At 34.8% G+C, this 26,670-nt stretch carries 22 protein-coding genes; 11 read left to right on the top strand and 11 right to left on the bottom strand.

Annotated elements, in window-relative coordinates; translation table 11 throughout:
- Positions 1-24: 24 nt before the first annotated feature.
- A complete protein-coding gene (gene tldD / locus V3565_RS01650) occupies positions 25-1,443 on the bottom strand; it encodes a metalloprotease TldD (protein ID WP_455478598.1) in 1,419 nt (472 codons plus the stop codon).
- Between the two features lie 116 nt (positions 1,444-1,559).
- Positions 1,560-2,135, bottom strand: a complete 576-nt coding sequence (locus V3565_RS01645; RefSeq protein WP_455478597.1) for an invasion associated locus B family protein — start codon at positions 2,133-2,135, stop codon at positions 1,560-1,562.
- 380 nt (positions 2,136-2,515) lie between these two features.
- Here V3565_RS01645 and cyoE point away from each other — a divergent pair, with 380 nt between their 5' ends.
- The 5 genes from cyoE to V3565_RS01620 all read left to right on the top strand — a co-directional run bounded on the left by cyoE (position 2,516) and on the right by V3565_RS01620 (position 7,242).
- A complete protein-coding gene (cyoE, locus tag V3565_RS01640) occupies positions 2,516-3,451 on the top strand; it encodes a heme o synthase (protein ID WP_455478899.1) in 936 nt (311 codons plus the stop codon).
- Between the two features lie 110 nt (positions 3,452-3,561).
- Complete coding sequence (gene ispH / locus V3565_RS01635) at positions 3,562-4,617, top strand: 4-hydroxy-3-methylbut-2-enyl diphosphate reductase (RefSeq protein ID WP_455478596.1); 1,056 nt, start codon at positions 3,562-3,564, stop codon at positions 4,615-4,617.
- On the top strand, positions 4,617-5,576 hold the full coding sequence (locus V3565_RS01630; RefSeq protein WP_455478595.1) for a homoserine kinase: 960 nt from the start codon (positions 4,617-4,619) through the stop codon (positions 5,574-5,576). Before ispH ends, V3565_RS01630 begins: the two co-directional genes overlap by 1 nt.
- A 5-nt stretch (positions 5,577-5,581) precedes the next feature.
- Positions 5,582-6,049 carry a ribonuclease HI gene (gene rnhA / locus V3565_RS01625; RefSeq protein ID WP_455478594.1) on the top strand — a complete coding sequence of 156 codons (468 nt, stop codon included), beginning with the start codon at positions 5,582-5,584 and terminating at the stop codon, positions 6,047-6,049.
- 608 nt (positions 6,050-6,657) lie between these two features.
- Positions 6,658-7,242, top strand: coding sequence for a YqgE/AlgH family protein (locus V3565_RS01620; RefSeq protein ID WP_455478593.1), 585 nt, complete (start codon positions 6,658-6,660; stop codon positions 7,240-7,242).
- Positions 7,243-7,286: 44 nt separating this feature from the next.
- Here V3565_RS01620 and V3565_RS01615 read toward each other — a convergent pair whose 3' ends face one another.
- From V3565_RS01615 to V3565_RS01590, 6 genes are all read right to left on the bottom strand, one after another.
- A complete protein-coding gene (locus V3565_RS01615; protein ID WP_455478592.1) occupies positions 7,287-10,175 on the bottom strand; it encodes an EAL domain-containing protein in 2,889 nt (962 codons plus the stop codon).
- Positions 10,176-10,627: 452 nt separating this feature from the next.
- The gene (locus V3565_RS01610; RefSeq protein WP_455478591.1) at positions 10,628-11,902 is read right to left on the bottom strand and encodes a M16 family metallopeptidase; all 1,275 of its coding nucleotides are present in this window, start codon (positions 11,900-11,902) and stop codon (positions 10,628-10,630) included.
- An 82-nt stretch (positions 11,903-11,984) separates the two neighbouring features.
- Positions 11,985-13,382 carry a threonine synthase gene (gene thrC, locus V3565_RS01605; protein ID WP_455478590.1) on the bottom strand — a complete coding sequence of 466 codons (1,398 nt, stop codon included), beginning with the start codon at positions 13,380-13,382 and terminating at the stop codon, positions 11,985-11,987.
- Between the two features lie 490 nt (positions 13,383-13,872).
- On the bottom strand, positions 13,873-14,250 hold the full coding sequence (locus V3565_RS01600) for a hypothetical protein (RefSeq protein ID WP_455478589.1): 378 nt from the start codon (positions 14,248-14,250) through the stop codon (positions 13,873-13,875).
- A 201-nt stretch (positions 14,251-14,451) separates the two neighbouring features.
- Complete coding sequence (locus V3565_RS01595; RefSeq protein ID WP_455478588.1) at positions 14,452-14,820, bottom strand: hypothetical protein; 369 nt, start codon at positions 14,818-14,820, stop codon at positions 14,452-14,454.
- A gap of 836 nt (positions 14,821-15,656) precedes the next feature.
- The gene (locus V3565_RS01590) at positions 15,657-16,358 is read right to left on the bottom strand and encodes an HAD family hydrolase (protein ID WP_455478587.1); all 702 of its coding nucleotides are present in this window, start codon (positions 16,356-16,358) and stop codon (positions 15,657-15,659) included.
- Positions 16,359-16,733: 375 nt separating this feature from the next.
- Here V3565_RS01590 and V3565_RS01585 point away from each other — a divergent pair, with 375 nt between their 5' ends.
- A complete protein-coding gene (locus tag V3565_RS01585) occupies positions 16,734-17,822 on the top strand; it encodes a DNA methyltransferase (protein ID WP_455478898.1) in 1,089 nt (362 codons plus the stop codon).
- Positions 17,823-17,873: 51 nt separating this feature from the next.
- On the opposite strand, the gene mutY is transcribed toward V3565_RS01585, so the two are convergent.
- Positions 17,874-18,932 (bottom strand): A/G-specific adenine glycosylase, encoded by a 1,059-nt coding sequence (gene mutY, locus V3565_RS01580; protein ID WP_455478586.1) that lies wholly within the window; start codon positions 18,930-18,932, stop codon positions 17,874-17,876.
- 207 nt (positions 18,933-19,139) lie between these two features.
- Here mutY and V3565_RS01575 point away from each other — a divergent pair, with 207 nt between their 5' ends.
- From V3565_RS01575 to ppdK, 3 genes are all read left to right on the top strand, one after another.
- Positions 19,140-19,640, top strand: coding sequence for a DUF721 domain-containing protein (locus V3565_RS01575; RefSeq protein WP_455478585.1), 501 nt, complete (start codon positions 19,140-19,142; stop codon positions 19,638-19,640).
- Positions 19,641-19,729: 89 nt separating this feature from the next.
- Positions 19,730-20,383, top strand: coding sequence for a DsbA family protein (locus V3565_RS01570; RefSeq protein ID WP_455478584.1), 654 nt, complete (start codon positions 19,730-19,732; stop codon positions 20,381-20,383).
- Between the two features lie 200 nt (positions 20,384-20,583).
- A complete protein-coding gene (gene ppdK / locus V3565_RS01565; protein WP_455478583.1) occupies positions 20,584-23,259 on the top strand; it encodes a pyruvate, phosphate dikinase in 2,676 nt (891 codons plus the stop codon).
- A gap of 180 nt (positions 23,260-23,439) precedes the next feature.
- On the opposite strand, the gene V3565_RS01560 is transcribed toward ppdK, so the two are convergent.
- Entirely contained in the window at positions 23,440-24,066 is a 627-nt protein-coding gene (locus V3565_RS01560; protein ID WP_455478582.1) for a peptidoglycan-binding domain-containing protein, read from the bottom strand.
- Positions 24,067-25,030: 964 nt separating this feature from the next.
- Here V3565_RS01560 and V3565_RS01555 point away from each other — a divergent pair.
- The gene (locus V3565_RS01555) at positions 25,031-25,399 is read left to right on the top strand and encodes a DUF5330 domain-containing protein (RefSeq protein ID WP_455478581.1); all 369 of its coding nucleotides are present in this window, start codon (positions 25,031-25,033) and stop codon (positions 25,397-25,399) included.
- Positions 25,400-25,509: 110 nt separating this feature from the next.
- Complete coding sequence (locus V3565_RS01550) at positions 25,510-25,920, top strand: SufE family protein (protein ID WP_455478580.1); 411 nt, start codon at positions 25,510-25,512, stop codon at positions 25,918-25,920.
- Positions 25,921-26,041: 121 nt separating this feature from the next.
- Here the strand turns inward: V3565_RS01550 and V3565_RS01545 are convergent, their stop codons facing one another.
- Positions 26,042-26,479 (bottom strand): MucR family transcriptional regulator, encoded by a 438-nt coding sequence (locus V3565_RS01545; RefSeq protein ID WP_455478579.1) that lies wholly within the window; start codon positions 26,477-26,479, stop codon positions 26,042-26,044.
- Positions 26,480-26,670 lie beyond the last annotated feature (191 nt).

The raw sequence follows: 26,670 nt of genomic DNA, 5'->3' as shown, positions 1-26,670 counted from the left end.
CTAATTAGGCATGTTTGATCAGTTTTATGAAAGTGCTGTTCCACCAATCGTCATATTATTAATTCGTAGATGAGGCTGTCCTACTCCAACAGGGACATTTTGTCCAGCTTTTCCGCACATGCCCACACCATTGTCAAGTTTGCTGTCATTACCAATTAATGTGATACGTTTCATAGCTTCTGGTCCGTTTCCTATAATGGTTGCACCTTTTATTGGTGTTACAATTTTTCCATTTTCGACTCGATAAGCTTCGGTGCATTCAAATACAAATTTCCCTGAAGTTATATCGACTTGTCCTCCACCGAATGAAACAGCATAGATGCCATTTTTTAGTGAGGATATAATTTCTTCAGGTGTTTTGTCACCCCCTAGCATCATCGTATTCGTCATTCGCGGAATTGGTATATGCGCATAAGATTCGCGTCGTCCATTTCCGGTTGGATGAACCCCCATAAGTCGAGCATTTAGCCTATCTTGCATAAAACCAATGAGTTTTCCATCTTCAATAAGAATATTTCGACCTGATGGTGTTCCTTCATCATCAACAGTGATAGAACCACGACATTCAGGAATGGTACCATCATCAACGATTGTTACACCTTTGGCTGCAACTTGTTGACCTAAAAGTCCGGAAAAAGTAGATGTTTTTTTGCGATTGAAGTCACCTTCTAAGCCATGTCCAACAGCTTCATGAAGCATGATTCCAGGCCATCCATTTGCCAATACAACATCGAAGGTTCCTGCCGGTGCACTTTCTGCTTCTAAATTGACTAAAGCCATGCGTAAAGCTTCATCTGCAGCTTTTTTCCAATTTTCTTCGCTAATGAATTGGCTAAATTCTTGTCGTCCACCACATCCATAGAAACCATTTTCGCGTCGATTGCCATCAATTACAACTACAGATATAGAAAGTCGTACTAGAGGACGAATATCACGAATAAGGCATCCATCAGCACGCAAAATTTCAACGTGTTGTAGTGAACCAGAAAGAAAAACAGTAACTTGATGTAATTTATCATTTTTTTTACGTAAGTAAGCATCAATTTTTTGCAAAAGCATACTTTTTTCTTCAAATGATGGATCATTGAGAGGACTGTTTGGTTTGTAGAGTTTTTTGTTTGTTTGTTGAGGAGCTGCGCTGTAAGATCCTACATAACTATTATAGGTAACGGATTTAGCAACTTCACTGGCTCGTTTGAGTGCAGCAGCTGATAGTTCTCCAGAGTGTGCATATCCTGTAGCCTCTCCCGCAACGACGCGTAGACCAAATCCTATATCTTTATTAAATGAACCATTTTTTAGTTGACCATTATCAAATAAAAGTACTTCATTTTCTGTGTATTCTAGGTAAAGTTCACCATCATCAGCTTTGTGGAGAGTTTCTTTTACAAGTGCTTGCACTTTAGCGGGGGAGATATCAAAACGATCAACCAGAGATTTCATAGTCGTTATCCTATTTTTACTTATTCTTGGAAAATATTTCATTTACTTTATTTAATAAATCACAAAAAGACAGCTATTTAATGTATTCATTATTCAATGTTTGAGAATGATTTTTATTATTGTGGTAAGGCGTTATATGCGTCCTTGAGTCCATGCAGGTTGACGATTCCTCCGATTCCTTGCTCGGGAGTTGTAAAGATAAAATAAGTAGCCATTTTACCTTCTAAAAAAAACTTAAGAATATCATCTTTAAGAATAGCTTCAGCAACGCAATTATCGCCAAGGCAACGACGATATTCCATTTTTCCTATCTCTTTATCATCAATTTTAATACCCACACCAAGACGCAATTCAACTCGAATTGGAACAACAACTCGCATCAAAGCTCCTTGATTTTTTGGTAATTTATAAAACATAATACGGAGATTAATATCATGGCGATCTTGTATACTGATGCTTTGCACGGCTTCACATTGTATGTTAGGTGTACCTGGTGGAAGAGAACAAATTTTTATCCATGAACCATATGTTTGTGGGTGTGGAATATTTTGTGTTTTGGATGTTTGTGCAACAGCATCATTTATGAGAACTTGATAAAGTGCGTAAAAAATTGTACTAATAAAAAAAAATTTTGTTAGCAGTTCACAAAGTGCTGTAGAAAATATTACTCTAAATAGAGCGCTCTTGTGCATAGATTTTTCCTAAAAGTGAATTTTTGAACTGGTACTATAACATAAAACCAATATCTACAAAAACACATTAATCTATGCTCATGAAATAAAAGATAAAAGTAAAAAAAGATAGCCTTTTATAGAAAATAAATCTTCTAACATTTTTTTATAATATATCCGTGAGGTGCATTTTGTTTTTACGAAACATTTTTAATTCAGAAAACAATGTATGTTGAAAAAATATATTTTTGTTGTAAAAATTTTCGTCTATTTTGAGTTGATACGTATGAGGGATATATTGTGCCTGTTTTCAGGAGCTCAATTGTATTAGTTGGTTATTCCCCCTCATGCTGCAGTTGTTTGCTTGTGAATGGTAGAAATAGGAAAGGTTTTTGAGTGGAATGTCTGTTTCAGGAGAGTTGTCGGCTGTAAATGGTAAATCCATCCCACCAAAATCTAGTGTTTATGATTATATCATATTATTAAAACCACGGGTTATGTCACTTGTTGTCTTTACAGCGCTAGTGGGATTGGTTGTATCGCCAGTTTCTATGAATCCATTTTATGCTTTTTTAGCGATCTTATGTATCGCTGTGGGTGGTGGTGGTGCGGGAGCACTTAATATGTGGTATGATGCCGATATTGATGCGGTTATGAAGCGTACCAAAAATCGTCCTATTCCTACTGGTAAAATTAGTCGTGGCAGAGCATTTGCTTTTGGTTTATCCCTTTCTTTGCTTTCAGTTTTTGTTATGGGGATTTTTATTAATTGGTTTACGGCGTTTTTTCTCGCTTTCACGATTTTCTTTTATGTAGTTATTTACACGATTTGGTTAAAACGTATCACACCGCATAATATTGTGATTGGTGGTGCTTCTGGCTCTTTTCCCCCAATGATTGGATGGGCAGCTGCAACGGGTACAGTGAGCATTGATAGCTTTTTGTTGTTTTTAATTATTTTTATGTGGACTCCACCGCATTTTTGGTCTCTTTCTTTATTTTCATCGCTTGATTATGATGCAGCAGGCATTCCTATGATGCCTAATGTACGAGGTGAATATTCAACAAAAAAGCAAATATTGTTTTATACTATTCTTATGACAATATGTGCTATTGGGCCTTCTATTATCGGATTGGCTGGGATTTTTTACGGTATTTTTTCGACAATTTTGAGTGTTGTTTTTGTTTATTTTGTCTATCGTTTGTGGAAAGCTGATACACCGGAAGCAACTATTGTGTTGGCAAGAAAGGTTTTTTTCTTTTCGTTATTTTATTTGGCTGCTATATTTGGGGTACTTTTGGTTGAATCTCTTGTTTGGCATTTTATTATTCGCTAGTACATCAAATTTAAAGAGCGAACTTGAAATGGTTTTGCTTGCGCAGGTGTAGTGGATGGCTGCAATTTTTTTGAATATGTGATCAAAGTTATAGATATTAGGGATAATTTATGTCTGCGCTTCCTCCTTTAACAATGCGTCTTTGTAGTCCGCGTGGTTTTTGTGCAGGAGTTGATCGCGCTATTCAGATTGTTCTTCTTGCATTAAAAAAATATGGTGCTCCAGTGTATGTTCGCCATGAGATTGTACACAATCACTATGTGGTTGAGGGATTGCAGCAGCGTGGAGCCATTTTTGTAGAAGAACTTGATGAAATTCCAGAAGAGCACCGGGGTCAACCTGTCGTATTTTCTGCTCATGGTGTACCAAAATCTGTACAAGAAGAAGCGCATCGTTATAATTTGTTTTATCTTGATGCCACATGCCCACTTGTTTCTAAGGTTCATAAACAAGCCATACGACACAGGCGCCATGACTGTCATGTTATATTGATTGGTCATTCTGGTCACCCTGAAGTTATAGGAACAATGGGACAGCTTGAAAAGGGATCTGTTACGTTGATTGAGACAGTAGAAGATGCCTTGCATTACCAGCCAGATGATCCAAATAAATTGGGTTTTGTAACGCAAACGACACTTTCTGTTGAAGATACGGCAGCAATTCTTAATGTGTTACAAAGACGCTTTCCTGCATTGAAAGCACCGGCTGCTGAATCAATTTGCTATGCTACCACGAATAGACAAAATGCTGTTAAAGCTGCAGCATTAGGAAGTGATTTATTTTTGATTGTTGGTGCACCGAACTCATCCAATTCACGACGCTTGGTAGAGGTTGCTAAAAGATTCGGTGCACGTCGATCTATTTTAGTTCAACATGTTAATGAAATTGATTTTGATCATTTGGGTTCCATTTCAGTTGTTAGTCTTTCAGCTGGGGCGTCTGCTCCTGAAATTATTGTTGATGACATTATTACGGCTTTTCGTATGCGCTATGATGTTAAGATAGAATTAGCTGAAACTGCCGTAGAAACGGAAAGTTTTTTAGTTAACCGTGAATTACGTGATGCTGTTTTAACTTCTGAAGATATGGCTTTTGTTAATGGTAAAGTTAATACAGTAATGAGCAAGGATCATGATGCACAAATGCTGAAAATGAAAGCAGATTAATGGCAGTTTATACTGAGATTGACCAAAATGATTTGAAGGTGTTTTTAACGCATTATTCAATAGGTTTGCTTCTATCTTATCAAGGTATAGCAGAAGGCATCGAAAATTCAAATTTTATGCTTCATACAACAGCAGGAAGATTTATTTTAACGCTTTATGAAAAGCGTATTTTGAAGGATGATTTGCCTTTTTTTTGTAAACTTATGCAGCATTTAGGACAACGAGGAATTTCTTGCCCTCAACCTGTGATTCGCAATGATGGACTTATTATTGGTGAATTAGGAGGACGTCCTGCGGCTATTATTAGTTTTTTGGAAGGGGGGTGGGTTTGTCAACCAAATGTACATCATTGTTGTGAAGTGGGTACTGGTTTGGCACAACTGCATCTAGCAGGACAAGATTTTAGGTTTAGTCGCAGGAATACTCTTTCTATTGTGGAGTGGAAGTCATTATGGGAGCGTTGCCAAACAATTAAAAATCCTTTACTAAATGAGTTTGGAAAAAAAATTGACGCAGAGTTATTTTTTTTAGAAAAGAATTGGCCGTCAAATTTACCAACAGGCGTCATTCATGCTGATTTATTTACTGATAATGTATTTTTTTTGAACAATCGTCTTTCTGGTATCATAGATTTTTATTTTGCTTGTAATGATTTTTTTGCATACGATTTAGCCATTTGTTTGAATGCTTGGTGTTTTGAGTCTGATTATTCCTATAATTTGACTAAAGCACGTAGATTATTGGAAAGTTATCAAAAAATTAGGCCATTAGTACCCTTAGAATTACATGGGATTGTTGTGTTAGCGCGTGGTGCTGCTTTACGCTTTTTACTTACACGTCTTTACGATTGGTTTAATACACCATCTGATAGTTTTGTAGTGAAAAAAGATCCATGGGAATATTGGCACAAGCTTTGTTTTTTCAGTAATATATGTTCACTAAGTGAATTTGGTTTTTGAATTTTATGTTAAATAAACAAAAAGTCGTTGAAATTTATACAGATGGTGCTTGTTCAGGTAATCCAGGAATTGGAGGGTGGGGTGCGATTTTACGCTGGAATGGTCGTGAACGTGAGCTTTACGGTGGAGAAGTGTGCACAACCAACAATCAAATGGAATTGATGGCAGCCATTTATGCGTTAAAAGCACTGAAAGAATCTTGTTTAGTCGATCTTTATACGGATTCAGTTTATGTACGCAACGGAATATCTTTATGGATTAAAGGCTGGAAGGAGAATAATTGGCGTACTACATCAAAAAAAACTGTTAAAAACATTGAATTATGGCAAAATCTTGAGAGTGCTTGTTCTCGTCATATTGTTAGATGGCATTGGATAAAAGGTCATGCTGGCCACCCAGATAATGAGCGTGCGGATGCACTTGCACGTCGAGCAATTACTGAATATCGTGAAAATGGGAGCTTTCCTTCATAGCTTTTTTAGCACTTATTTTGAATTCGTGATGTGTTGTATAAGCTAGAATAATTTTGGTATTTGTTTTTGTTAAAGCAGATGGGAAAAATACGGTTAACAAAAAACATGCCTATTCTATAATCAAAAAATTTAGGAGTCATCTAAATTTTTGTGAATTAGAAATACTAAATAGCAATATAATTTTTAGTTATTATAATATAATGATTAATTATTTTAGGTTTTGTAAAACAGTAGTGTAAAATGAGAAGTTTTATAAAGGATCTGTTGATTCAAGTTTAAACATGGTTCTAAAATTTAATCTTTTGGATTACGTTGATATGCATTTTAGGATCGTTTTGGTACAATTTCAGTAAGAACATTTCTTATTCTAGGAATAGATAGTTTATATCTAATTTGATATAATTGTATTTATATTACAATAGGATATGACTTCGTTCTGTTCTTTCTTAGATAGTATGAGTAATTTTAAAATTATAAATATTAAGCTTAAAATAAATAAAGTTTTTTATGGAAGATAGTCGAGATTCTTTGTAGATTTACGAAGATTTGCGTTTTTTATATCAGCAAAATTGAGTTTTGATATCTAGGTTATGGAGAACAACAAATTTATGAAGCAGCGTGATGGCTTTTTAAGTGGACAATTGCTCATAGCAATGCCTGGGATGAGTGATAAGCGCTTTATTCGCTCTGTCATTTATGTTTGTGCACATTCTGATGCTGGTGCTATGGGAATTATTCTTAATCAATTACATCATATTGATTTTCCAGAGTTTTTGCTTCATCTTGGGGTAATCGATGGAGTTCAAAAAAAATATCTTTCTGAGCCAATAAAGAAAATTCCCGTACGCTATGGTGGGCCTGTGGATCCTTCACGCGGTTTTGTGCTCCATTCAGATGATTATGCTTGTGAAGCAACTGTTCCTGTTGCAGATAAAATTTACTTCACTGCAACTATTGATGTATTAAAAGCTATTAGCTGTGAACAAGGTCCTCAACATGCACTTGTAGCATTGGGTTATGCTGGGTGGAAAGCAGGACAGCTTGAGGCAGAAATTTCTACAAATGGCTGGCTTATTAGCCCGACGTCACCCAGTTTCCTTTTTGAAAGTGATTTAAATCATAAATATGATGAAAGCTTAGCCAGAATGGGAATTAATCCAACCTATCTTGTTTCTGAAATGGGTCATGCATAAAGAGCTTTCTTATTTTTCAAAGTTTATGTTCTAAAATGTCTAATTTACTGTGTTTTAGTTTTATAAGGGAAGTGATTGTGAACGAGAGTGATTAATTCTTCAATAGCAATTGGCTTAGTAACGAGTGTACTTTGGACATATTTACAGCCTTCTTGACGTAGAAAGATAGCTTCTTTTTCGTTTTCAACACCCTCCGCGATTATTTCTAAATTAAGATCTGTTGCCATTTTTATGATAGATTTGAGAACAAGTTTTTTCTTAGGTAAATCGATGGAAATGAGTGAACGATCTAATTTAACCATGTCGAACGGATAACGGATAAGATAAGAAAGTGCCGAATAACCTGTTCCAAAATTATCTAATGCAAGATTCATTCCTAGTGCTTTAATTTGTTCAAAAAAATGTGCTGATTGTTCAGGATTTTTTCTAAGGACAGACTCAGATATTTCTATCATCAAGCGTCCTTTATTTAGTGGATAGCGAAGTAGGGTAGAGCGCAGTTGACTTATGAAGTTGGGATGAATCATTTCTGTGCTTGGTAAATTAATTGAAATAAAGAAAGATTGTTGGTAAAATTTTTCCTGTATGTTTGTGAGATTTATAACAGCATTATCTATGATGAATTGCGCTAAATCTATAACGATTTTCTCATTTTCGATTATATTTATAAAATCATGGATATTTAAATTTCCATAGTTTGGATGATGCCATTCTATAATCGTTTCAAAACCGATAATTTGTCCATTTGATAAATTAAGAATAGGATGGTACAGGGTTTTTAATTCATTACGCTTTATAGCATAATGAATTTCTTGCTCCATGTTGTTATGTTCGAGACCTAAAGTGCGAAAATTAGGGCGAAAAGGCTCAATACGATTGCCACCCATTTGTTTTGCGCGAATCATTGCTAATTCGCTATCATTAAAAATATCTTTAGCAGTCAATCTACTTTCACTCCACGTAACTAATCCGATTGATGTTGAAAGTGTTATTTTTTTTTCTGAAAGTGAAATAGGTGCTGAGATTGTTTTATGCAGATGATCTGCAAATGCTGCAATTTTCTGTGGTTCATTTTCACTGAGTAAAATGATTGCAAAACGGTCTGCAGACAGGCGAGATAAGGTATCTTGAAAGCTAATGAGACGGCTCAAGCGGCGTGCAATTATGAGTAGTACAGTGTCACCAACAGCTATGCCTAATTCATGATTAATTTGACGAAAATTATCAAAATCAATCATAAAGACGGTTGGTTTAATTTTGATATTTGCTTTAGCTAAAGAGGTATAATTTTGCAGTCTATCGAAGAAAATTTGCTGATTAGGAAGACCAGTTAAGCTGTCATGAATTGCATCATGCAATAAGCGTTCTTCAGCTTTTTTGTGATTGGTAATATTGACCATGGTTCCAATAACACGCGTAATCTTCCCATCTTTTTGCATGGCTGGGCGAGCACGAAGAGAAAACCAGTGATAATAACCACCACCAGAAGCAAGACGAAAAATTTGATCAATACGTCCTTTTTTATTTTTAAGAATGATATCTAATATGGCTTGAAAACGCTCACGATCATCATAGTGCAAAGATGAAATCCAATTGTGCATGGAGCCATTAAATTTTTTAGATTCAATACCAAAGGTGGTTGCTATGTCTGGATGAACAATAATTTGATCACGTTCAACGTTCCAGTCCCAAATAATATTTTCAGCTCCCTTTGCTGCAAGGACTTGTTGTTCAAGATCAGAAAAGATTCCTTCATGAAAAGAGTTATGGGAAAAAGTTTGTTGCATGACAGTAAAGCTGATGAGAAGAACAATGAGTACTAATCCACCTGCTAAGGCCGTTTGAGTAATATCATTGTCTAAATACCCTTCTATGCAAGCATAGGCTCCGAAACACCAAAGGCTAATGAGCAACCATGTTGGGATTAGCATGATTGCACGATCATAACTTCGAACCGAGAAATAGCTGATTAAAAATATGCCAATTATGGTAGTAAAGCCAAATGATAGACGGGCGATACCAGCTGCCTTCGTTGGATCATAAATAGAAAATGCGCCCAGAGCACAAAGAGCCATGATCCATGCTATGGCACCATAACTAAAATGATAGTGCCACCGATTAAGACATAGATAGGTAAAAGTGAAAACCAAGAGTGTAGCAGCAAGCGCTACTTCTGTACCAGCGCGCCAGATTGGTTGCGTTGTTAATGTAACTGCAAAGAATTTGTTTAAAAAGTTAAAGTCAATACCAATGTAAAAAAGAACTGCCCAAGCAATAGCAGCTGTTGCAGGAAAAAGGCTGGTTCCCCGAACTACAAAAAGAACAGTTAATAAAAGCGCTAAGAGACCTGATATACCAAGAAGAATACCATGATACAGTGTATAAGAATTTATTGCATCTTTATAGGCTTCAGGTTGCCATAAATAGATTTGTGGTAGATTTGCAGAGTTAAGCTCGGCAACAAATGTAACAATAGCACCGGGATTAAGTGTAATACGAAAGATATCCGAGTTTGCACTAGCTTGACGATCGAGCGAAAAACCTTCACTTGGAGTGATAGATTGAATACGTGCTGATCCTAAGTCAGGCCAAAGAAGTCCGGAACGAACCATGCGATAATGTGGAGCGACAATAAGGCGATCGATTTGTTCGTCTGTTGGATTTGCAAGAGAAAATACTGCCCAATTTCCAGAAAATTTTTCACTTTTTGCCTGTACTTCAATACGCCATACAACACCATCTGATCTTGGTGCTGTACTTGTTTGAAAGATAGGATTATTTGTATGATGAATTTCGATCGCTTTTGAAAGATCAAGAACAGCATCCTGAGAAGAAATTTTAACTGGTTCGATTGCCTGTGCTGATATAGGGTGAACAAAAGAACTAACTGCTACGATAAAAATTATATTAATTATTTTACGCAAACTCGTCACAATGTCTCACTCTCAATTTAGGGTGTTTAATTTTAATTTAGATTTTAATAAAGAATACGTTTATATTTTATAATTTATTCTATATACATAAGCGGTTATCATGATTTTTTGAAAAAGTTACACGATTTTATATTAAAGATAGATAAAATATGCGTTTATCTCAATAAAATTTGAAATTTATGGGATTTAACATTCTGGTAGGATAAAATTAAAATATTAGCTTTTAGATTTCGCAGATTTTTATGAATAAAAATCTTCATCACATGAAGCGTTAATTGGATAGTTTTGTGCACCTCTTTAAGAAATATTTTCAAAATTTTGTTTGATAATAAAGATTTGTTATGGAAAATCTCGTTATCAAATCATATGTGTATGTTATTATAAAATCGTTATTGAAAAGCATTTTTATATAAAAACCACGTGCTAAAGTTGTTGAAAAACTTTATTTAAGTTTATTTTATGTTGGATGAAAGAGTTGATGTTAAATCATCAAAATTTATAAGGGATCCAACAGGCCCGATAGCTGCCAATGTCGGAGTAGAATTGATGAAAAGACGATCAGCTAAATCAGTTAATCTTTCGAGAGTGATAAGTTCTAAACGCTCAATTGTTTCTGAGATTGGAATCGGTCGACCGTAAAGAAGGATTTGTCGAGCAATGAGATGTGCCTGAGACGATGGATTTTCCTGTAACATCGTAAGGTTTGCACGATACTGCGCACGTGCTCGTTTAAGTTCATTGATATGAATGTTTTTGCTCATTTTAGAGAGTTCAGAAAGAATTACGGGAAGCAGCTCCATTAGCTTTTCTTGTCCAGTGGCAGCATGAATTCCAAAAAGTCCGGTATCTGAAAATCCCCAATGAAAAGCATAAATCGAATAGCATAATCCACGTTTTTCTCTTACTTCTTGGAAAAGACGTGATGACATGCCCCCGCCAAGAATAATTGAAAGAATTTGAGCAGCATAAAAATCACGCGCATGATAAGCGCGTCCTTCAAAACCAAGAACAACCTGCGTATCCATTAAATCACGATATTCACGAAAATCACCGCCAACATAATTCGCAAGATTAGCAAGAGGTGCTGTTGAATGAGGACGAAAAGTGCTAAGGCGGTTTTTAACTTCTTGCAAGAAACTTTCATGCTGTATAGACCCTACAGCAACTACAATCATACGATCCGCACTATATTGTTCATTCATGAAATTATAGAGGTGATCAGATGTGAATGATTGAATTGTTTTGGGTGTTCCTAAAATAGAGCGACCAAACGCTTGATGACGAAAGGCTGTTTCAGTGAAATGATCAAAAACAATATCATCAGGAACATCACGAATAGCACTAATTTCCTGAAAAACTACCTGCTTTTCTCTTTCTAATTCATCTTCATCAAATTTTGAATACATCAAAATATCAGCAAGAATATCAATAGCAAGCGGTACATCGTTTTTGAGTACACGTGCAAAATAGGCGGTTGTTTCGGTACTGGTTGTGGCATTGATTTCACCGCCAACATCTTCAATATCAGTCGCAATTTGAAAAGCTGTACGGTTTTCTGTTCCCTTAAAAGCCATATGTTCCAGAAGATGGGCTATACCATGTTGTGCAGGGGTTTCATTGCGTGAACCAACTTTAATCCATATTCCAAGTGCTACGCTATCAATTTGCTGCATGGTATGTGTGGCGATAGTCAAACCATTACTAAGGCGACTGATATCTACACCCATTGTTTACGACTCCATTAAATAAGTCCAATGCCTTATTATGAAGGTATTGGAATACTTTTGATTTGAATTACTATAGCTCATTTTAATAAGATGCACGTGATTTTAAGGAAATATAATCTTTTACTATTTTTTCATTATTAGCAAGACTTATAAAGCGTTCTTCGTATTCCATCAAATTATTCAGATGAGATGTCCATGGTGTATTAATATTATAGGAACTGTTGATTACATCAGGAAATTTTGCAGGATGAGCTGTAGCAAGGATAATCATTGGAATATGTTGGTTCTTGTTTTCACGAGCTACTTTAAGGGCAACAGCTGTATGTGGGTCGGCAATATAGCCACTTTCCTTGTAAACATCATCAATTATTTGCGCTGTTTCAGCTATACTACTTTTCCCAGCAGAAAATAGAGAACGAATATTTTTGAGCTGTTTTTCACAAAGATTAAAACGTCCTTTTTTTTTCAGGTTTTTCATAGCATTGCGGATCCACTCTGGATTGCGATCACTGCTTTCAAACAACAAGCGTTCAAAATTAGATGATACTTGAATGTCCATAGAGGGTGATGTTGTATGAGCTATAGGTCGTGTTTCATAAACTCCGCTGGTTAATGTACGGACTAGGATATCATTATCATTTGTTGCAATAACAAGTTGTGCAATAGGTAACCCCATACGGGCAGCAACATAACCTGCAAAAATATCACCGAAATTTCCGGTAGGAACAGTAAATGAGACAGATCTATCAGGGGCGCCTAGAGAAAGTGCCGATGAAAAATAATAAACAATTTGAGCCATGATTCGTGCCCAATTTATGGAATTAATTCCTGAAAGTGCTCTTTTTTTACGAAAATTATGATCATTAAACATTGCCTTTACAAGTTTTTGGCAATCATCAAAATTTCCTTCAATGGCTATTACGTGGATATTATTGCTATGATTGGTGGTCATTTGCCGTTGCTGAATGGAGGATATGCGCCCTTTTGGAAACAAAATAAAAACGTCTGAGTATTCTTTTCCAGCAAAAGCTTGTATCGCAGCACCACCTGTGTCACCTGATGTGGCTCCAATAATTGTTGTGCGTTTATTTTGGGGAGTAAGAATGTAATCCATTAGCCTAGAAAGAAATTGCATTGCGATATCTTTAAACGCTAAAGTAGGACCATGAAAAAGCTCAAGGATAAATTCATTAAATCCAGTCTGTTGTAATGGACAAATTGCAGGATGGTGGAAATTGGCATAAGATTCAGTAATTATATTTTCAAAATGTGTATATTCAATTTCATTATTTACAAAAGGCCAAAGGATAGTTTTAGCGATTGACGCGTAAGATTGTCCGCGGAGCGATCGTAATGCATCGAATGAGAATTGAGGAAACTTTTCTGGAAGATAAAGGCCTCCATCACTAGCCAATCCAGCCATGATAGTTTCAGTAAATCCTAATGCAGGGGCTTCACCTCTAGTGCTTATATATTTCATAAATTTTTTCTTTCATTTATTTTTGGCGAATTGATGAAATTGTATATTTTATGTTTTTAACAAAATTAAAATTATAAAATGAGTAAAAATTTGTTAATTTATTTTTATGAGTATTGAAATTAGTGTATGGGGCAGCGTTTTTAAAAGATTTTTTTTGCAAAATTTAATTTGTTTACTGCTTATTTTCCATTGTTCGTGTAATTAGATAGCTGCATCGTGATCCATTATTTCCCAAATGTAATGTGCAGTATGTCTACGTTATCGGTTTATTTATGATCTAGTAGTGTTGTGCACGTATGCTGTGCGTCTTAGTATACATTATCAATTTTCATGCTGATATCATGCCAATATATTGTGTCTTTTGTCATATGGTGCTGTTAGAAGTATAAAGAAATTATGTATAAAAAGCATAAAAACAGCCCACCCAATTATTTGAGGTAGGCTGCAGTTTAGCGTGCTATTCTAAAAATAAAAGAATACCTGATTTTAATTATTTTGATTGAGCTTTTTTAATTATACCTATTGCCCATCCGATTAATGCGCTTACGGCTGCCATAACAGATCCGGTCAAAAAGCCAGTACCAAACGCTCCCATTGTGCTAAAAATTCCTATTGTGATAGGTTCAAATACTTTTTCAATTTTTCCTTCAATAGCAGCTTCATTCTCTACTCCGTAATCTAAATTTGGCACATAGAGAGTATCTATATTTTTTGCTTTATTACTGCTCTGTTCCATTACGAGGGCAAGAATATCACTTTGATGAGTGTTATTTTTTGAATAATTTGCATTAACGTTTATAATTTGTGAGAGAAAAAAAGTGATTGATATAAAAATAGCTAATACGTTGTTTTTAAGTATTTTAAACATAATTTTACCTTAAAATATTTTTTAAATTTAGTTGAATGAGCAAATAACATAAGTAGAATCAGTGAACACATTGAAAAAAGAGGAATTGTTCAAGATCCTCGTTGTTTGCGGTAGATTAATTCATTATGTTTTTTATAAAACATAATAGTGTTGTATTTGGATATTTTATACTAAAAGATCTTATTTTATAGATTTCCAAACTTAAGCGTGGGCAGCACGGATCAGTTGGATTATTTTTGCTATTACCCATCCTATGAATGCACCTACAGTAGTTGCCCCGTATCCAGCAGCAATTCCGAAACCAAAAGCCCCTATTGTTACAGGCTCAAATACTTTTTCAATTTTTCCTTCAGTGGCAGTTTCATTCTCTACTCCATAATTTAAACTTGGAACATAAAGAGCTGCTATACTCATCGCTCTACTTCTTTCCTGTTTTATTGCAGAAATAAAAGAATCCACGCGTTGATAACTGTTGTTTAAATGATTTGCATTAGTACTCACAACATGTGAGAAAAATAAAGTCATTGTCATAAAAACACTTAATGTATAATTTTTAAATATTTTAATCATAGTTTAACCTCAAATATTTTTTTTGTTTTTAATGTGGATAAGAAACTGTATAACTTTATTCAGTAAATACACTAAAAAGATATAAAAGTACTCACAGCATACATTACCTATATATATCATTATGTATTAATAGTAAATAATAAAAATACATAATGATATTATATTTATTTTTCTATTATAAATGGTGAGTAAAATTTATGAAAAAACTTTCAAAGTGAAGTTATACAAATTAGTTAATAGTGTGTAATCCTATATGGAATTTTGAAATGGATTATTTGTTACCTTTTTATGCTATATTTTGAATTATTTTATCTGTTAATTATTGTTTATAAGGTCGAAATATGTACGTAGTATATTATTTTTGATAAATTTTAATGATAGTAAAAAAATAAATACAAACGATCTTATTTTATATATTCAGATATATAATTGTTTTGTAAGTTTTGTTGCAAAACGTTGTCAGTATTAATTTATGAATACTAAATTTAATATCTAATTGAGAAAAAACATGAAAATTGTTGTATGCTAATTAATTAATGGTTTAATAAAATACTTAAATTTTATTTATATAGTTTTGTCTAGATGGTATTTTCTTACAAGTCGTGCTTTTGATTAGAAATAAATTTTGCAGTTATCTTATAATAGATAGAGATCAAATTGGATAGAAGTGAAAATTTCACTGATCATAATAACACTATATATGGGCTGTTTATTGTATGTAGTAGATGCAATCGCATCTTAGCCATTATTAAATACGCTTTGATCAATATAGAAACATTTTGGTAAAAATATCACTGAGAAAATTTCTAAGATAAGGTATATTTCGGATGATTTTTCTATGATAGATCTTGCCATACTGTCATTGCTTCTATAACCTCTGGTAAATGGGCATGTTTGGTGATGGATGTTTCGGCACCAGCGTCTACCAGTATATTGGAATGACCAAAGTAACTGTGAGATCCTCCTGTAAAACCAACGACGCGCATGCCTGCTGCTATTGCGGCATGTACTCCGTGAATAGAGTCTTCTATGACAATGGTGTTTTTTGGTTTTGCATGCAATTGTTGTGCAGCAAAAAGAAAAACATCAGGGGCAGGCTTAGTTTTTTTCGCTGCAACTTCAGGTGCAGAAAATATTTTATTTTTATCATCAAATAGATCATAGAGATCAACGATTGTAAGCATCTCTTTTATGTCTTTGCTGGCTGCATTAGAGCAGATACAGTAAGGATAGCGAGATTGAATAATTTCTATTGCTTCTCTTATGCCATTGATGGCACGCAGATCAGTCTTTATTTTTGTCCGAAAAAGATCTGACATTTTCTCGATTAGATGAGCAGAAATTGGTTTTTTCATTTCCTGTTCAATTTTTTTAAGAATATCAAGAAAAATCAATCCAGTATACCTCTTACTTAATTCTTCTGGTGATATTTCATATCCCACTTGTTTAAGTAATTGAGATCCGATTTCTGCTGCAAGATATTCAGAATCTACCAAAACTCCATCACAATCAAAAATAATGAGATCTATTTGAGGCATGAGATATTCCTTTATGTATTATTATAGTTCAAGAATGTGCATGAAGAGAGTGTAGAGAAAACTTTATTGTCATAAAGATATGCGTTGAAAATGATTCTAAAACCTAATCTAATGAATCAAAATAAGTGAACAATACACTGAAGGAAAGAAAAATAAGGATTTATCAGTGTTAAATTGCTTCATTTTTGTCTGAAAAGGCAGAAAAAGTATTAATTTTGAATAAGCTTAACGATACATTTACTCTATTTTGTAAATATACAACAGCAATGCAGACCTATAAATCATTCCGATTATAAGGGTATTTTGGTTAATTTTGTTGGGTATTTTATGACAGTTATTCAGCTCCAAAAAGATTTAGTTCATACTTCTTCATTAATGCCGTGGCGCAATAAAATCTTCAAGGGAGATTGTGTTGCAGTATTAGAAAAACTTCCCAAACATTCAGTTGATATGATTTTTGCGGATCCTCCCTATAATTTGCAATTGGATGGTACTTTATATCGTCCAGATCATTCAGTTGTTGATGGGGTTGATGATGAATGGGATCAATTTGAAAGTTTTGCTGCTTATGATGCCTTTACACGTGCGTGGCTGCTTGCTTGTCGTCGTGTATTGAAGCCTAACGGCACTCTTTGGGTTATTGGATCTTATCATAATATTTTTCGAGTTGGTACGGCATTACAAGATTTAGGTTTTTGGTTGCTGAACGATATCATTTGGCGCAAAAATAATCCGATGCCTAATTTTCGAGGACGTCGGTTCCAAAATGCCCATGAGACGCTTATTTGGGCTGTTCGAGATAAAAAGGATAAAAAGTATACATTTAATTATGATGCTTTAAAAGCCGCAAATGATGATGTACAAATGCGTTCAGATTGGCTTTTTCCTCTTTGCACGGGGGCGGAGCGTTTAAAAGATGAAGCGGGTCGTAAGTTACATCCAACACAAAAGCCACAAACGTTGTTAGCTCGTATTATTATGGCTTCTAGTAAACCAGGTGATGTTATTCTTGATCCATTTTTTGGTTTGGGAACGACAGGTGCCGTTGCCAAACTTCTTGGGCGTGATTTTGTGGGTATTGAACGTGAGCAACACTACATTGATGCAGCGTGTGAGAGGATTGCTGCAATTAAGCCTCTGAATCAACCAGAGTTAGCAATTTGGGACAAAAAAAAATCAGAACCTCGTGTAGCATTTAATAGTTTGCTTGAAGCAGGTTTACTTTATCCTGGAGAAATTCTTTATGATCGAAAAAAGAAAGTATCTGCTATTGTGAGAGCTGATGGTACTCTCATGTATGACGGTGCAGCTGGTTCTATCCATGCAATGGGACGAAAAGCTCAAAATTCGCAAAGCTGTAATGGTTGGACATTTTGGCATTATGAGGAAAATGGACAACTGAGGTTAATAGATGATTTAAGAACGGTAATACGTTCACAGATGTTAAAAACTGGCATTTTATGATAGATAACTAAGTCAGATTTACATGAATATTTCATGTTTTCAGAAAGATAGCTATTTGAATCTGAAAGCATTAGGTATCACCATGGATATAGCTTTTTTCATGACAGTTGGGAGTGCTTCTTCGGAGAGACGCTCAATATCACACCACCATCCGTTCTTATGCTGAATTTTATGAACATCATTGATATAGTAAATATCAAGTTTTAGAGAGAAATGTGTGAAAATATGCGTAATCTGTCCTTTAAATTGCCAATTAGCAGAAAAGGGTGCATTTTGGAGACCGTTTTCGTGATTTATTCCAATATTATTGGGAATTTGGGTCATTCCGCCGAGTAGTTTTTTACCTTGTCGTTTTTCTAAATAAATTTGTCCATTTTGATTAAGGACGACAAAAGCAGCAGCAGTTTTTAGAAGGCGCTTTTTTTTAGGAGCTTTGATTGGGAATAAATCTGTTGTTTTCGTTTTTTCTGCCCTACATAAATTTTGAAGAGGGCAGAGTAAACAAAGTGGTTTACGCGGTATACAAATTGTGGCTCCTAAGTCCATCATAGCTTGGGCAAAGTCACCAGGGCGATCTAGTGCGGTAATTTTTTGTGTTTTTTCTTTAATTTCAGCTTTTGCTTTGGGTAATGCTGAGGTTATAGCAAATAAGCGAGTTATAATACGCTCTACATTACTATCAACAACAGCTACAGGGTGATTAAAAGCAATTGCAGCTATCGCTGCAGCAGTATAATTCCCAATACCTGGTAAAGTTTGCAATAGTTTTAAGGTCTGTGGAAACTGTCCTCTATAATCTTCAATAAGCTTTTGAGCACACTTTTTAAGGTTGTGCGCGCGTGAATAATAGCCAAGTCCAGCCCATGCCTTTACGATATCATCTTGTGAGGCTTTAGCCAAAGAAGAAAGATCAGGCCAAAGTTTTAGAAATTTTTTAAAATAAGGTTTAACAGCTTTAACAGTTGTTTGTTGAAGCATGACTTCAGATAGCCACACTTGATAGGGATCTGGGAGAATACCTTGCTTTTGTTCTTGAGGAGTAATACGCCATGGTAAATTTCGATGTTTCTGATCATACCAAGAAAGGAGACGTGAAGAAATTTCATTCATGATCATTCTCAACCATAGAAGATATAAAATGTAAAAGAAAAATATTTATTTTGCGATTTATGGTTTGTTTTGAAATTTTAAATTGCAAGATCTTTTATTAGCTAAATGTCATATTCTGTTAATATTTTAGTAATTTTCTAGAATAACAGCTTTTACAACGGCAAAAATGTTATAATCTGATAAATGATTTGATGATGATCTACAAGTATGGGTAAACAATTTCAAGAGCAGCGATTTTATCATATTTCTGAGATGGTATCTGAAATACTGGATCCTGTTTTACGCAAGAGAACTGGTATTAATGTAGCTCTTATAGAGTATTGGTCACAAATTATAGGCCATGATATCGGTGAATATACAATCCCTCTTAGAATTATTTGGAATCGTTATGCAAATCAATATGAAACTTTTCAACCTGCTACGCTTGTTGTGGCTTGTGAGGGAAGAGCGGCACTAAAGTTGATGCATGAAACAAGTGAGTTACTCCATAGAATTAATGTTTTTTTTGGGTATATCGCTATCGATCGCATAAAGATTGAGCAAAGGTGTATATCTGTTTTTACAGATCATCCGCCTATGAAATTAGTTCCTAGTGAGAAGGATAAGGAATACATAGGAAAAATGCTTGAAGAAATTGAAAATGACAGTTTGCGTCACTCACTTTATAAACTTGGTTGTTGCATTTTTGCAGAAAAAAATAATAAATAAAGCAAGATATTTTACATGTTTGTTAGATATTAGTATATTAAGCAAATATTTATTCTTGTATTTAAAAAAACGGAAGAAAAGTATTATTTATGATAAATTTTCGCTCTTTTTTGCCTTTTACGATAATTCTTTTCCTAATGGCGATTACGCAAACTGGTGCAACCACTACTTTATCTACAGTAAAAACGATTTCAACAGTTGATATGGCTAAGCTTCTTCGAGTAGGTAAGGTTAAGGATAGGGTTGAGGGGGAAGAGAATGCACCAGTAACAATTATTGAATATGCTTCATTGACATGTGCTCATTGTGCGCATTTTTATAATTATGTATTTCCTCAAATTCGTAAAAAATATATAAAAACAGGAAAAGTAAAATTTATTTTCCGAGATTTTGCTTCTGATCCTCGAGCAACTGCTGGTTTTATGTTGGCACGGTGTGCACCAGAAGATCGTTATTTCCCTTTAATAGAAGTTTTATTTCAAAAACAAAATGAGTGGGTTTGGGAGCAAGATGTTCTTACCCCATTGAAAAAAATTGGTTTAATGGCAGGCTTTACAGATGAAAGTTTTAATTCTTGCTTGAAAAATCAGTCGATTCTAAATGAGGTTAATGCTTCTTTTGAGCGTGGAAAAGAGCTCGGTGTTACAGGAACTCCTACCTTTTTTATCAATGGAAATAAATATGAAGGTATGATGTCTGTAGAATCTTTCTTTTCAGTAATTGATAGTTTTCTTAAAAATTAAAACCTCTCTTCAGAAGGTGGGTGTTTATATCTGTGGTTATCACTTTGCCTTCTGAAGAGGAATCATTTTGTGTGTTATGAAGTGATACTTTCTTTGGCTTAGTCAATTTTAATTGGATCATTGCTTTTTGTTATTAGCGCTTTTTGATGGTTGATTTTGATCAAATGATGCTTTGATACTGATATGGGAGGCATTATACGATGATAAAGTGGGTTTATAGTTTTGGTGATGGCAATGCCGAAGGGAGTGCAAGTAAACGCAATCTTCTTGGCGGAAAGGGAGCTAATTTAGCTGAAATGAGTAATCTTGGCTTACCCGTGCCTCCCGGATTTACTCTTACAACAGAAGTGTGTAATTTTTACTATGCACACAACAAGTCATACCCAAAAGAATTACAGGAAGCTGTTAAACAAGCAATTCAATATATTGGTGAACAAACAGGGCGTAAATTTGGTGACGAAAAAAAGCCACTTTTGCTTGCTGTGCGCTCAGGAGCTAGAGCTTCTATGCCAGGGATGATGGATACAGTACTCAATCTTGGTATGAATGATGATACTGTGAAAGCAATTGCTTTACAATCCAATAATGAGCGCTTTGCTTATGATAGTTATCGTCGTTTTATTCAAATGTATTCTAATGTTGTTTTGGGATTGGATCATTCGTATTTTGAAGAAATCATTGATGAGATAAAAGTGCGTAATGGTTATGATATCGATACGGAAATGACAGCAGATAATTGGAAAGATGTTATTGTTTCTTATAAGTCCTGTATCGAAGAAAAATCAGGAAAACCTTTTCCACAAGATCCTGAACAACAATTGTGGGGTGCAATTGGAGCAGTTTTTTCAAGTTGGATGACAGCACGTGCGGTCACTTATCGTCGTTTACATAATATTCCTGAAAGCTGGGGAACAGCAGTTAATGTACAGGCAATGGTGTTTGGCAACATGGGTGAAGATTCAGCAACGGGTGTTGCTTTTACACGCAATCCGTCGACAGGGGAAAAAGAGCTTTATGGTGAATTTTTGGTTAACGCACAAGGTGAAGATGTTGTGGCAGGTATTCGAACTCCTCAAAATATTACGGAAAAGGCACGCATGATTGCAAATTCAAATAAGCCGTCCTTAGAGAAAATTATGCCAGAAGCTTTTTTAAAATTATGTCAAGTTGCACAGAATCTTGAACAGCATTATCGGGATATGCAAGACCTCGAGTTTACCATTGAAAGGGGTAAATTGTGGATTTTGCAAACTCGTTCGGGAAAGAGAACAGTACGTGCATCTTTAAAGGTAGCGATTGAAATGGTTGAGGAAGGATTGATAAGTTCTGAGGAGGCGGTGATGCGCATTGATCCAAAATCGCTTGATCAGCTTTTACATCCAACGCTTGATCCAAAGGCAACACGTTTCGTTGTTGCACACGGCTTACCTGCTTCACCTGGGGCAGCAACTGGTGAAATTGTTTTTACTTCAGAAGAAGCAGAAACTGCATCTGCAGACGGACGTAAAGTTATTTTAGTGCGTATAGAGACGAGTCCTGAAGATATTCATGGTATGCATGCTGCAGAAGGGATTTTAACAACACGTGGTGGCATGACAAGTCATGCTGCTGTTGTTGCACGTGGTATGGGAAAACCGTGTATTTCTGGTGCAGGTAGTGTACGAATTGATTATAACACAAATACAATGTTCGCTTCAGGAGAAAGTTTTAAAAAAGGTGATATCATTACGATTGATGGTGGAAGTGGAGAGGTTTTCAAGGGGAAAGTTGCCATGTTGCAACCTGAGCTTTGTGGAGATTTTTCAAAGTTGATGGAGTGGGCTGATGGGATACGGCGTATAAAAGTTCGTGCTAATGCGGAGACACCATCTGATGCACGTATGGGGCGTTCTTTCGGTGCTGAAGGGATTGGTCTTTGCCGTACGGAACATATGTTTTTTTCTGGTGAACGTATTACTGCTATGCGTGAAATGATTTTAAGTAATGATGAGAGCGGACGTAGAAAAGCGTTGGATAAGCTTTTACCTATGCAACGTTCAGATTTTACCGAATTATTTGAAATTATGTGCGGTTTACCTGTTACTATTCGCCTATTAGATCCACCATTACATGAATTTTTGCCAAAAACAGATGCAGAAATTCTTGATGTTGCGACAGCTATGGAGGTTTCTTCTGAGACACTTGCTGAGCGCGCTCAGCAGTTACATGAATTTAATCCTATGCTTGGTTTGCGTGGGTGCCGTTTAGCTATTACTTATCCTGAAATTTTGGAAATGCAAGCACGGGCAATTTTTGAAGCTGCTGCTGAAGCTTTTCTAAAATCTGGATCTCCTGTTATGCTTGAAATTATGGTGCCACTTGTTGCGCTTAAATCCGAATTAGATTTCGTAAAATCTCATATTGATCAGGTTGCTAATCAGGTGATGAAGGAAAAGGGAAGAGATATTCAATACATGGTTGGAACCATGATTGAGCTCCCAAGGGCAGCTCTTCGGGCAGATGAAATTGCAGAAACTGCAGAATTTTTCTCATTTGGAACAAACGATCTGACGCAAACCACTTTTGGTATTTCACGTGATGATGCAGCTTCATTTTTAACGACTTATCTTCAAAAAGGACTTTTAGAACGAGATCCCTTCGTATCAATTGATCGTGATGGAGTAGGGGAACTTATTTCTATTGCTGCGCAGCGTGGGCGATCACAGCGTAGAAAAATTAAATTAGGAATTTGTGGTGAACATGGAGGTGATCCTGCTTCCATCAATTTGTGTGAAGAAAATAATCTAGATTATGTTTCATGTTCTCCTTTTCGAGTTCCGATTGCTCGTTTAGCTGCAGCACAATCAGCAATCGCAAAAAAAACATCAGGAGTTTGAGGTATTTTCACTAATATGGTGTTTGCAATATGTAGAATAAAGTTAACCCTTTTTTATTTATTTGGCTAAAGGGGAAAGGATATTTGTGATATCTTGCTGATTGTATATGTTTGATAGATGAGATACGAATGGCATTTTGTTTATATCCTGATCTAGTTTTTATAGGATAAGATGTTGTCTTCAATTCAACAAACCAATTTCGCGCATTTTTATTAAAACTGTACGATTAATTTTACCCGTTATAGGAAGGTTAAACATTTTTTGAAACTGTTTTAGGGCATATATTGTATTTCTGTCTTCTATACCTGTGACAGTCACTTCTGGATTACCGAAAGCACGTAGGGCCTTTTGTACTTGTATAATGTCTGCAACAAGAGGTTCTAAAACGTCTTCTTCTGAATGAAGCGGATTGTTTGTCTTCATTGTATCATTTTTTGTTTTACTATGCTGAATTAATATGATGGTATCATCTGTTGTAGTTTTGGGTAAAATACTGTGTTGCATTTCATTAGCATGTTGTTTTTTCCATAATGTTATGGCTCGGCGAGTTTTAGGTCCTTCCACTCCATCCAAGGGGCCATCGTAAAACCCTAATTTTGCTAATTTTTTTTGTATTTTTAATATATGTTCTGAAAAAGAATTTGAAGATGAGTTTTTACGCAAATTGTTAGGAATAAGCAAAGAAGCCATATGGGTATTTGGTTGAAATTTTTCTTCTTTTGGAGGTAAAGTAGAATTTTTTCCTGTGCTAGAAACGGATTTTGATTCCATTTCAGTGTATACATTGTGAGATATTTTTGTTTGCAAAAATAAAGCGTTAAATGAAATTAACCCAAAACTAATAGCGAAAAGAAATAATCCAATGACCAATAAAGCGTTTTTACGTGTGTGAATATAAATTCGTTTTGCTATCCAAAAAAGTAAACGACAACTGATGAGAAAAAATGCTATAATAATATTCTTCTGTGTTCGCTTTTTTGCAGTTTTGATTTTATGCGTTTTTCGTTTTTTTGCCATTATTTTTTTTCAACTACATTTTTTTCTAAAAAACTAACACAAATTGTTCTGATTTTTAGTATAAAGAAAGGTATATCACGCCATTGTTATCTATTTTTTAATTGCTAACAAATAAAACTTTGACCTTAATAGATAAGGTTATAAATCAATAATATCTTTCATTAATTTCTTTTTATCTCGCATTTTTATGCATCTTTAGTACGTATAAATGGACTTTTATACTATTATATATAATCAATTTTTATGATGATTTAAATGATAGTATATATATCATTCTTATTATACCATTCCTTATGCATATATTCAGGGAATGCATTTGAAGTCAAATTGACTATAGCACTGCAAAATTAACGAGAGCTACACCTTTCTCAAATATTTTACATACATAACCTTATATTCTTGCGTAATGGGATACTTAACATAATTCTCACAATTCATCATCACGTATTGCTATTAATATTCAATAAATTTCAATTGAAGCTGTTTTTTTTATATCTATAATATGGTAGACAATTTTCTTATTATATCTATATAATTGTACAGCGGTATTTAAAGGACGTCCAGTTTCTAATGAAGAGAGAAAATGTTCTGTCTGTGGTGATTGCATCGTGTATTTTTACAGCATGGGCAATGATCAAATCCGACAAAATAATGCTTAATTATAAAAAATTTCACTTTTATAAATCTTTTATAAAGAAGAAACGCATAGGCTACCGCTTTTGTTTTATTTGTAATTACAGCACAATGATTACCTATGATACGCTTTTCGATTAAATTATCATTTTTTTTATTTTTTATCTTTGTTGTCATTTCATTTTTTATAGAAATGCCAAGTGGTGATCACTCTGTTATTCAAAGAGATAATGATACAGCAGTGAATGATGTTATTATTGCTTTTAAGGAGACCATTAATGAATTAGGAACATTTTGTGAACGTCTTACAAAAACCTGCAAAATTGGCAAATCTTTCTTAAATTCACTTGGTGAACGTGCTCGTCATGGTGCGAAAGCAGCTTACGAGTATCTTGGTCATATATTTGGTAATAAGAATATGGCTCAACCTGAAAACATGTCTCTTAAAATGAATGTACAAAAGCTGCTGCGAAAAAATAGAATCATATGACATTATTTTTAAACAAGAGTTTATGATTAGCTTCATACTGAAAAGAATGAGCGTTTATCTGTCAACAAAATGCATTAATATGACTAGCAAAACAGGGTAGGACTGGGGTTATGGCAGAAACTATCGATGATATTATAGAAAATTTTTCTCTTTTGGATAATTGGGAAGATCGTTACCGTTATGTAATTGAACTTGGAAATGAACTGCCACCCTTTCCGGAAAGTGCCCGAAACGACGAAAACAAGGTACCCGGTTGTGTTAGCCAAGTATGGCTTGTATCTTCTCGTGATAATTTTGAAAATCCAATATTAACGTTTCAAGGTGATTCTGATACCCAAATTGTGCGCGGACTCATTTATATTCTTTTTACTTTTTATTCAGGTAAAAAAGCCTCTGAAATTCGTAGCGCTGATGCAGAGGGGCTTCTTCAAACACTCGGTTTAAATGAAAACCTCACACCACAAAGATCAAACGGTCTTAGATCAGTTATTGAACGAATTCGTAACGAGAGTTTTTTGTGAACGGCAGAGACTTTTACAGTAAAATTATCTAAGTGCTTCATAAGAAATATACACGTCAAACTTATTAAAAAAAATATTTTGTATATACTCAGCATAAGTACTTTAAGTAAAGTAAATGCAATTATTTGTTTTTTTTCCGCTGACTTTTACGTCCAAGTCCCATTTCCTTTGCTAAAGCTGAACGTGCTTTTGCATAATTAGGAGCAACCATAGGATAAGAACTGTCCAGTTGCCACTTTTCACGATACTCATCCGGTAACATCCCATAATGTGTCATAAGATGACGTTTTAAGGATTTAAATTTCTTTCCATCTTCAAGACAAATTAAATAATCTGGAAAAACCGAACGCTTCGGGTTAACAGCAGGTCTTTGCTTTTCAATTTCAACTTCTGTCAATTCCATATTGCCTGCCTTAAGAAAAGCAGCATGAACATCAGCAATCAAACTTGGAACTTCAGTCGGTCGGATCGAATTATTACTCACGTAAGCAGCAACAATATCGGCAACTAATGTAATAACTAAATTGCTTTCAGTCTCTAAGACTGGATGATGTTCCATTCTTGTTTCCTTTAATTTAAAATCGAGATATAATCCGCATTCATCTCGTTATAAAGAGAGCTAATGCATGTAAGTTTCATATTGTACAAAAATCTTTTTTGTCAATTCAATTATTTTATAAAATCGCTTAAACACAAAAAAATCAAACAAATTCCTCTTTTTTGTCATAATATATAATAAACAAAAAAACT

The sequence above is a fragment of the Bartonella sp. B10 genome (assembly GCF_053794435.1).
This window is presented reverse-complemented; position numbering and strand designations above follow the sequence as displayed.

Bases quoted from the DNA above. Each gene is read 5' to 3' on its own strand.
- tldD (WP_455478598.1), bottom strand. From the start codon at position 1,443: ATGAAATCTCTGGTTGATCGTTTTGATATCTCCCCCGCTAAAGTGCAA.
- V3565_RS01645 (WP_455478597.1), bottom strand. From the start codon at position 2,135: ATGCACAAGAGCGCTCTATTTAGAGTAATATTTTCTACAGCACTTTGT.
- cyoE (WP_455478899.1), top strand. From the start codon at position 2,516: ATGTCTGTTTCAGGAGAGTTGTCGGCTGTAAATGGTAAATCCATCCCA.
- ispH (WP_455478596.1), top strand. From the start codon at position 3,562: ATGTCTGCGCTTCCTCCTTTAACAATGCGTCTTTGTAGTCCGCGTGGT.
- V3565_RS01630 (WP_455478595.1), top strand. From the start codon at position 4,617: ATGGCAGTTTATACTGAGATTGACCAAAATGATTTGAAGGTGTTTTTA.
- rnhA (WP_455478594.1), top strand. From the start codon at position 5,582: ATGTTAAATAAACAAAAAGTCGTTGAAATTTATACAGATGGTGCTTGT.
- V3565_RS01620 (WP_455478593.1), top strand. From the start codon at position 6,658: ATGAAGCAGCGTGATGGCTTTTTAAGTGGACAATTGCTCATAGCAATG.
- V3565_RS01610 (WP_455478591.1), bottom strand. From the start codon at position 11,902: ATGGGTGTAGATATCAGTCGCCTTAGTAATGGTTTGACTATCGCCACA.
- thrC (WP_455478590.1), bottom strand. From the start codon at position 13,382: ATGAAATATATAAGCACTAGAGGTGAAGCCCCTGCATTAGGATTTACT.
- V3565_RS01600 (WP_455478589.1), bottom strand. From the start codon at position 14,250: ATGTTTAAAATACTTAAAAACAACGTATTAGCTATTTTTATATCAATC.
- V3565_RS01595 (WP_455478588.1), bottom strand. From the start codon at position 14,820: ATGATTAAAATATTTAAAAATTATACATTAAGTGTTTTTATGACAATG.
- V3565_RS01590 (WP_455478587.1), bottom strand. From the start codon at position 16,358: ATGCCTCAAATAGATCTCATTATTTTTGATTGTGATGGAGTTTTGGTA.
- V3565_RS01585 (WP_455478898.1), top strand. From the start codon at position 16,734: ATGCCGTGGCGCAATAAAATCTTCAAGGGAGATTGTGTTGCAGTATTA.
- mutY (WP_455478586.1), bottom strand. From the start codon at position 18,932: ATGAATGAAATTTCTTCACGTCTCCTTTCTTGGTATGATCAGAAACAT.
- V3565_RS01575 (WP_455478585.1), top strand. From the start codon at position 19,140: ATGGGTAAACAATTTCAAGAGCAGCGATTTTATCATATTTCTGAGATG.
- V3565_RS01570 (WP_455478584.1), top strand. From the start codon at position 19,730: ATGATAAATTTTCGCTCTTTTTTGCCTTTTACGATAATTCTTTTCCTA.
- ppdK (WP_455478583.1), top strand. From the start codon at position 20,584: ATGATAAAGTGGGTTTATAGTTTTGGTGATGGCAATGCCGAAGGGAGT.
- V3565_RS01555 (WP_455478581.1), top strand. From the start codon at position 25,031: ATGATACGCTTTTCGATTAAATTATCATTTTTTTTATTTTTTATCTTT.
- V3565_RS01550 (WP_455478580.1), top strand. From the start codon at position 25,510: ATGGCAGAAACTATCGATGATATTATAGAAAATTTTTCTCTTTTGGAT.
- V3565_RS01545 (WP_455478579.1), bottom strand. From the start codon at position 26,479: ATGGAACATCATCCAGTCTTAGAGACTGAAAGCAATTTAGTTATTACA.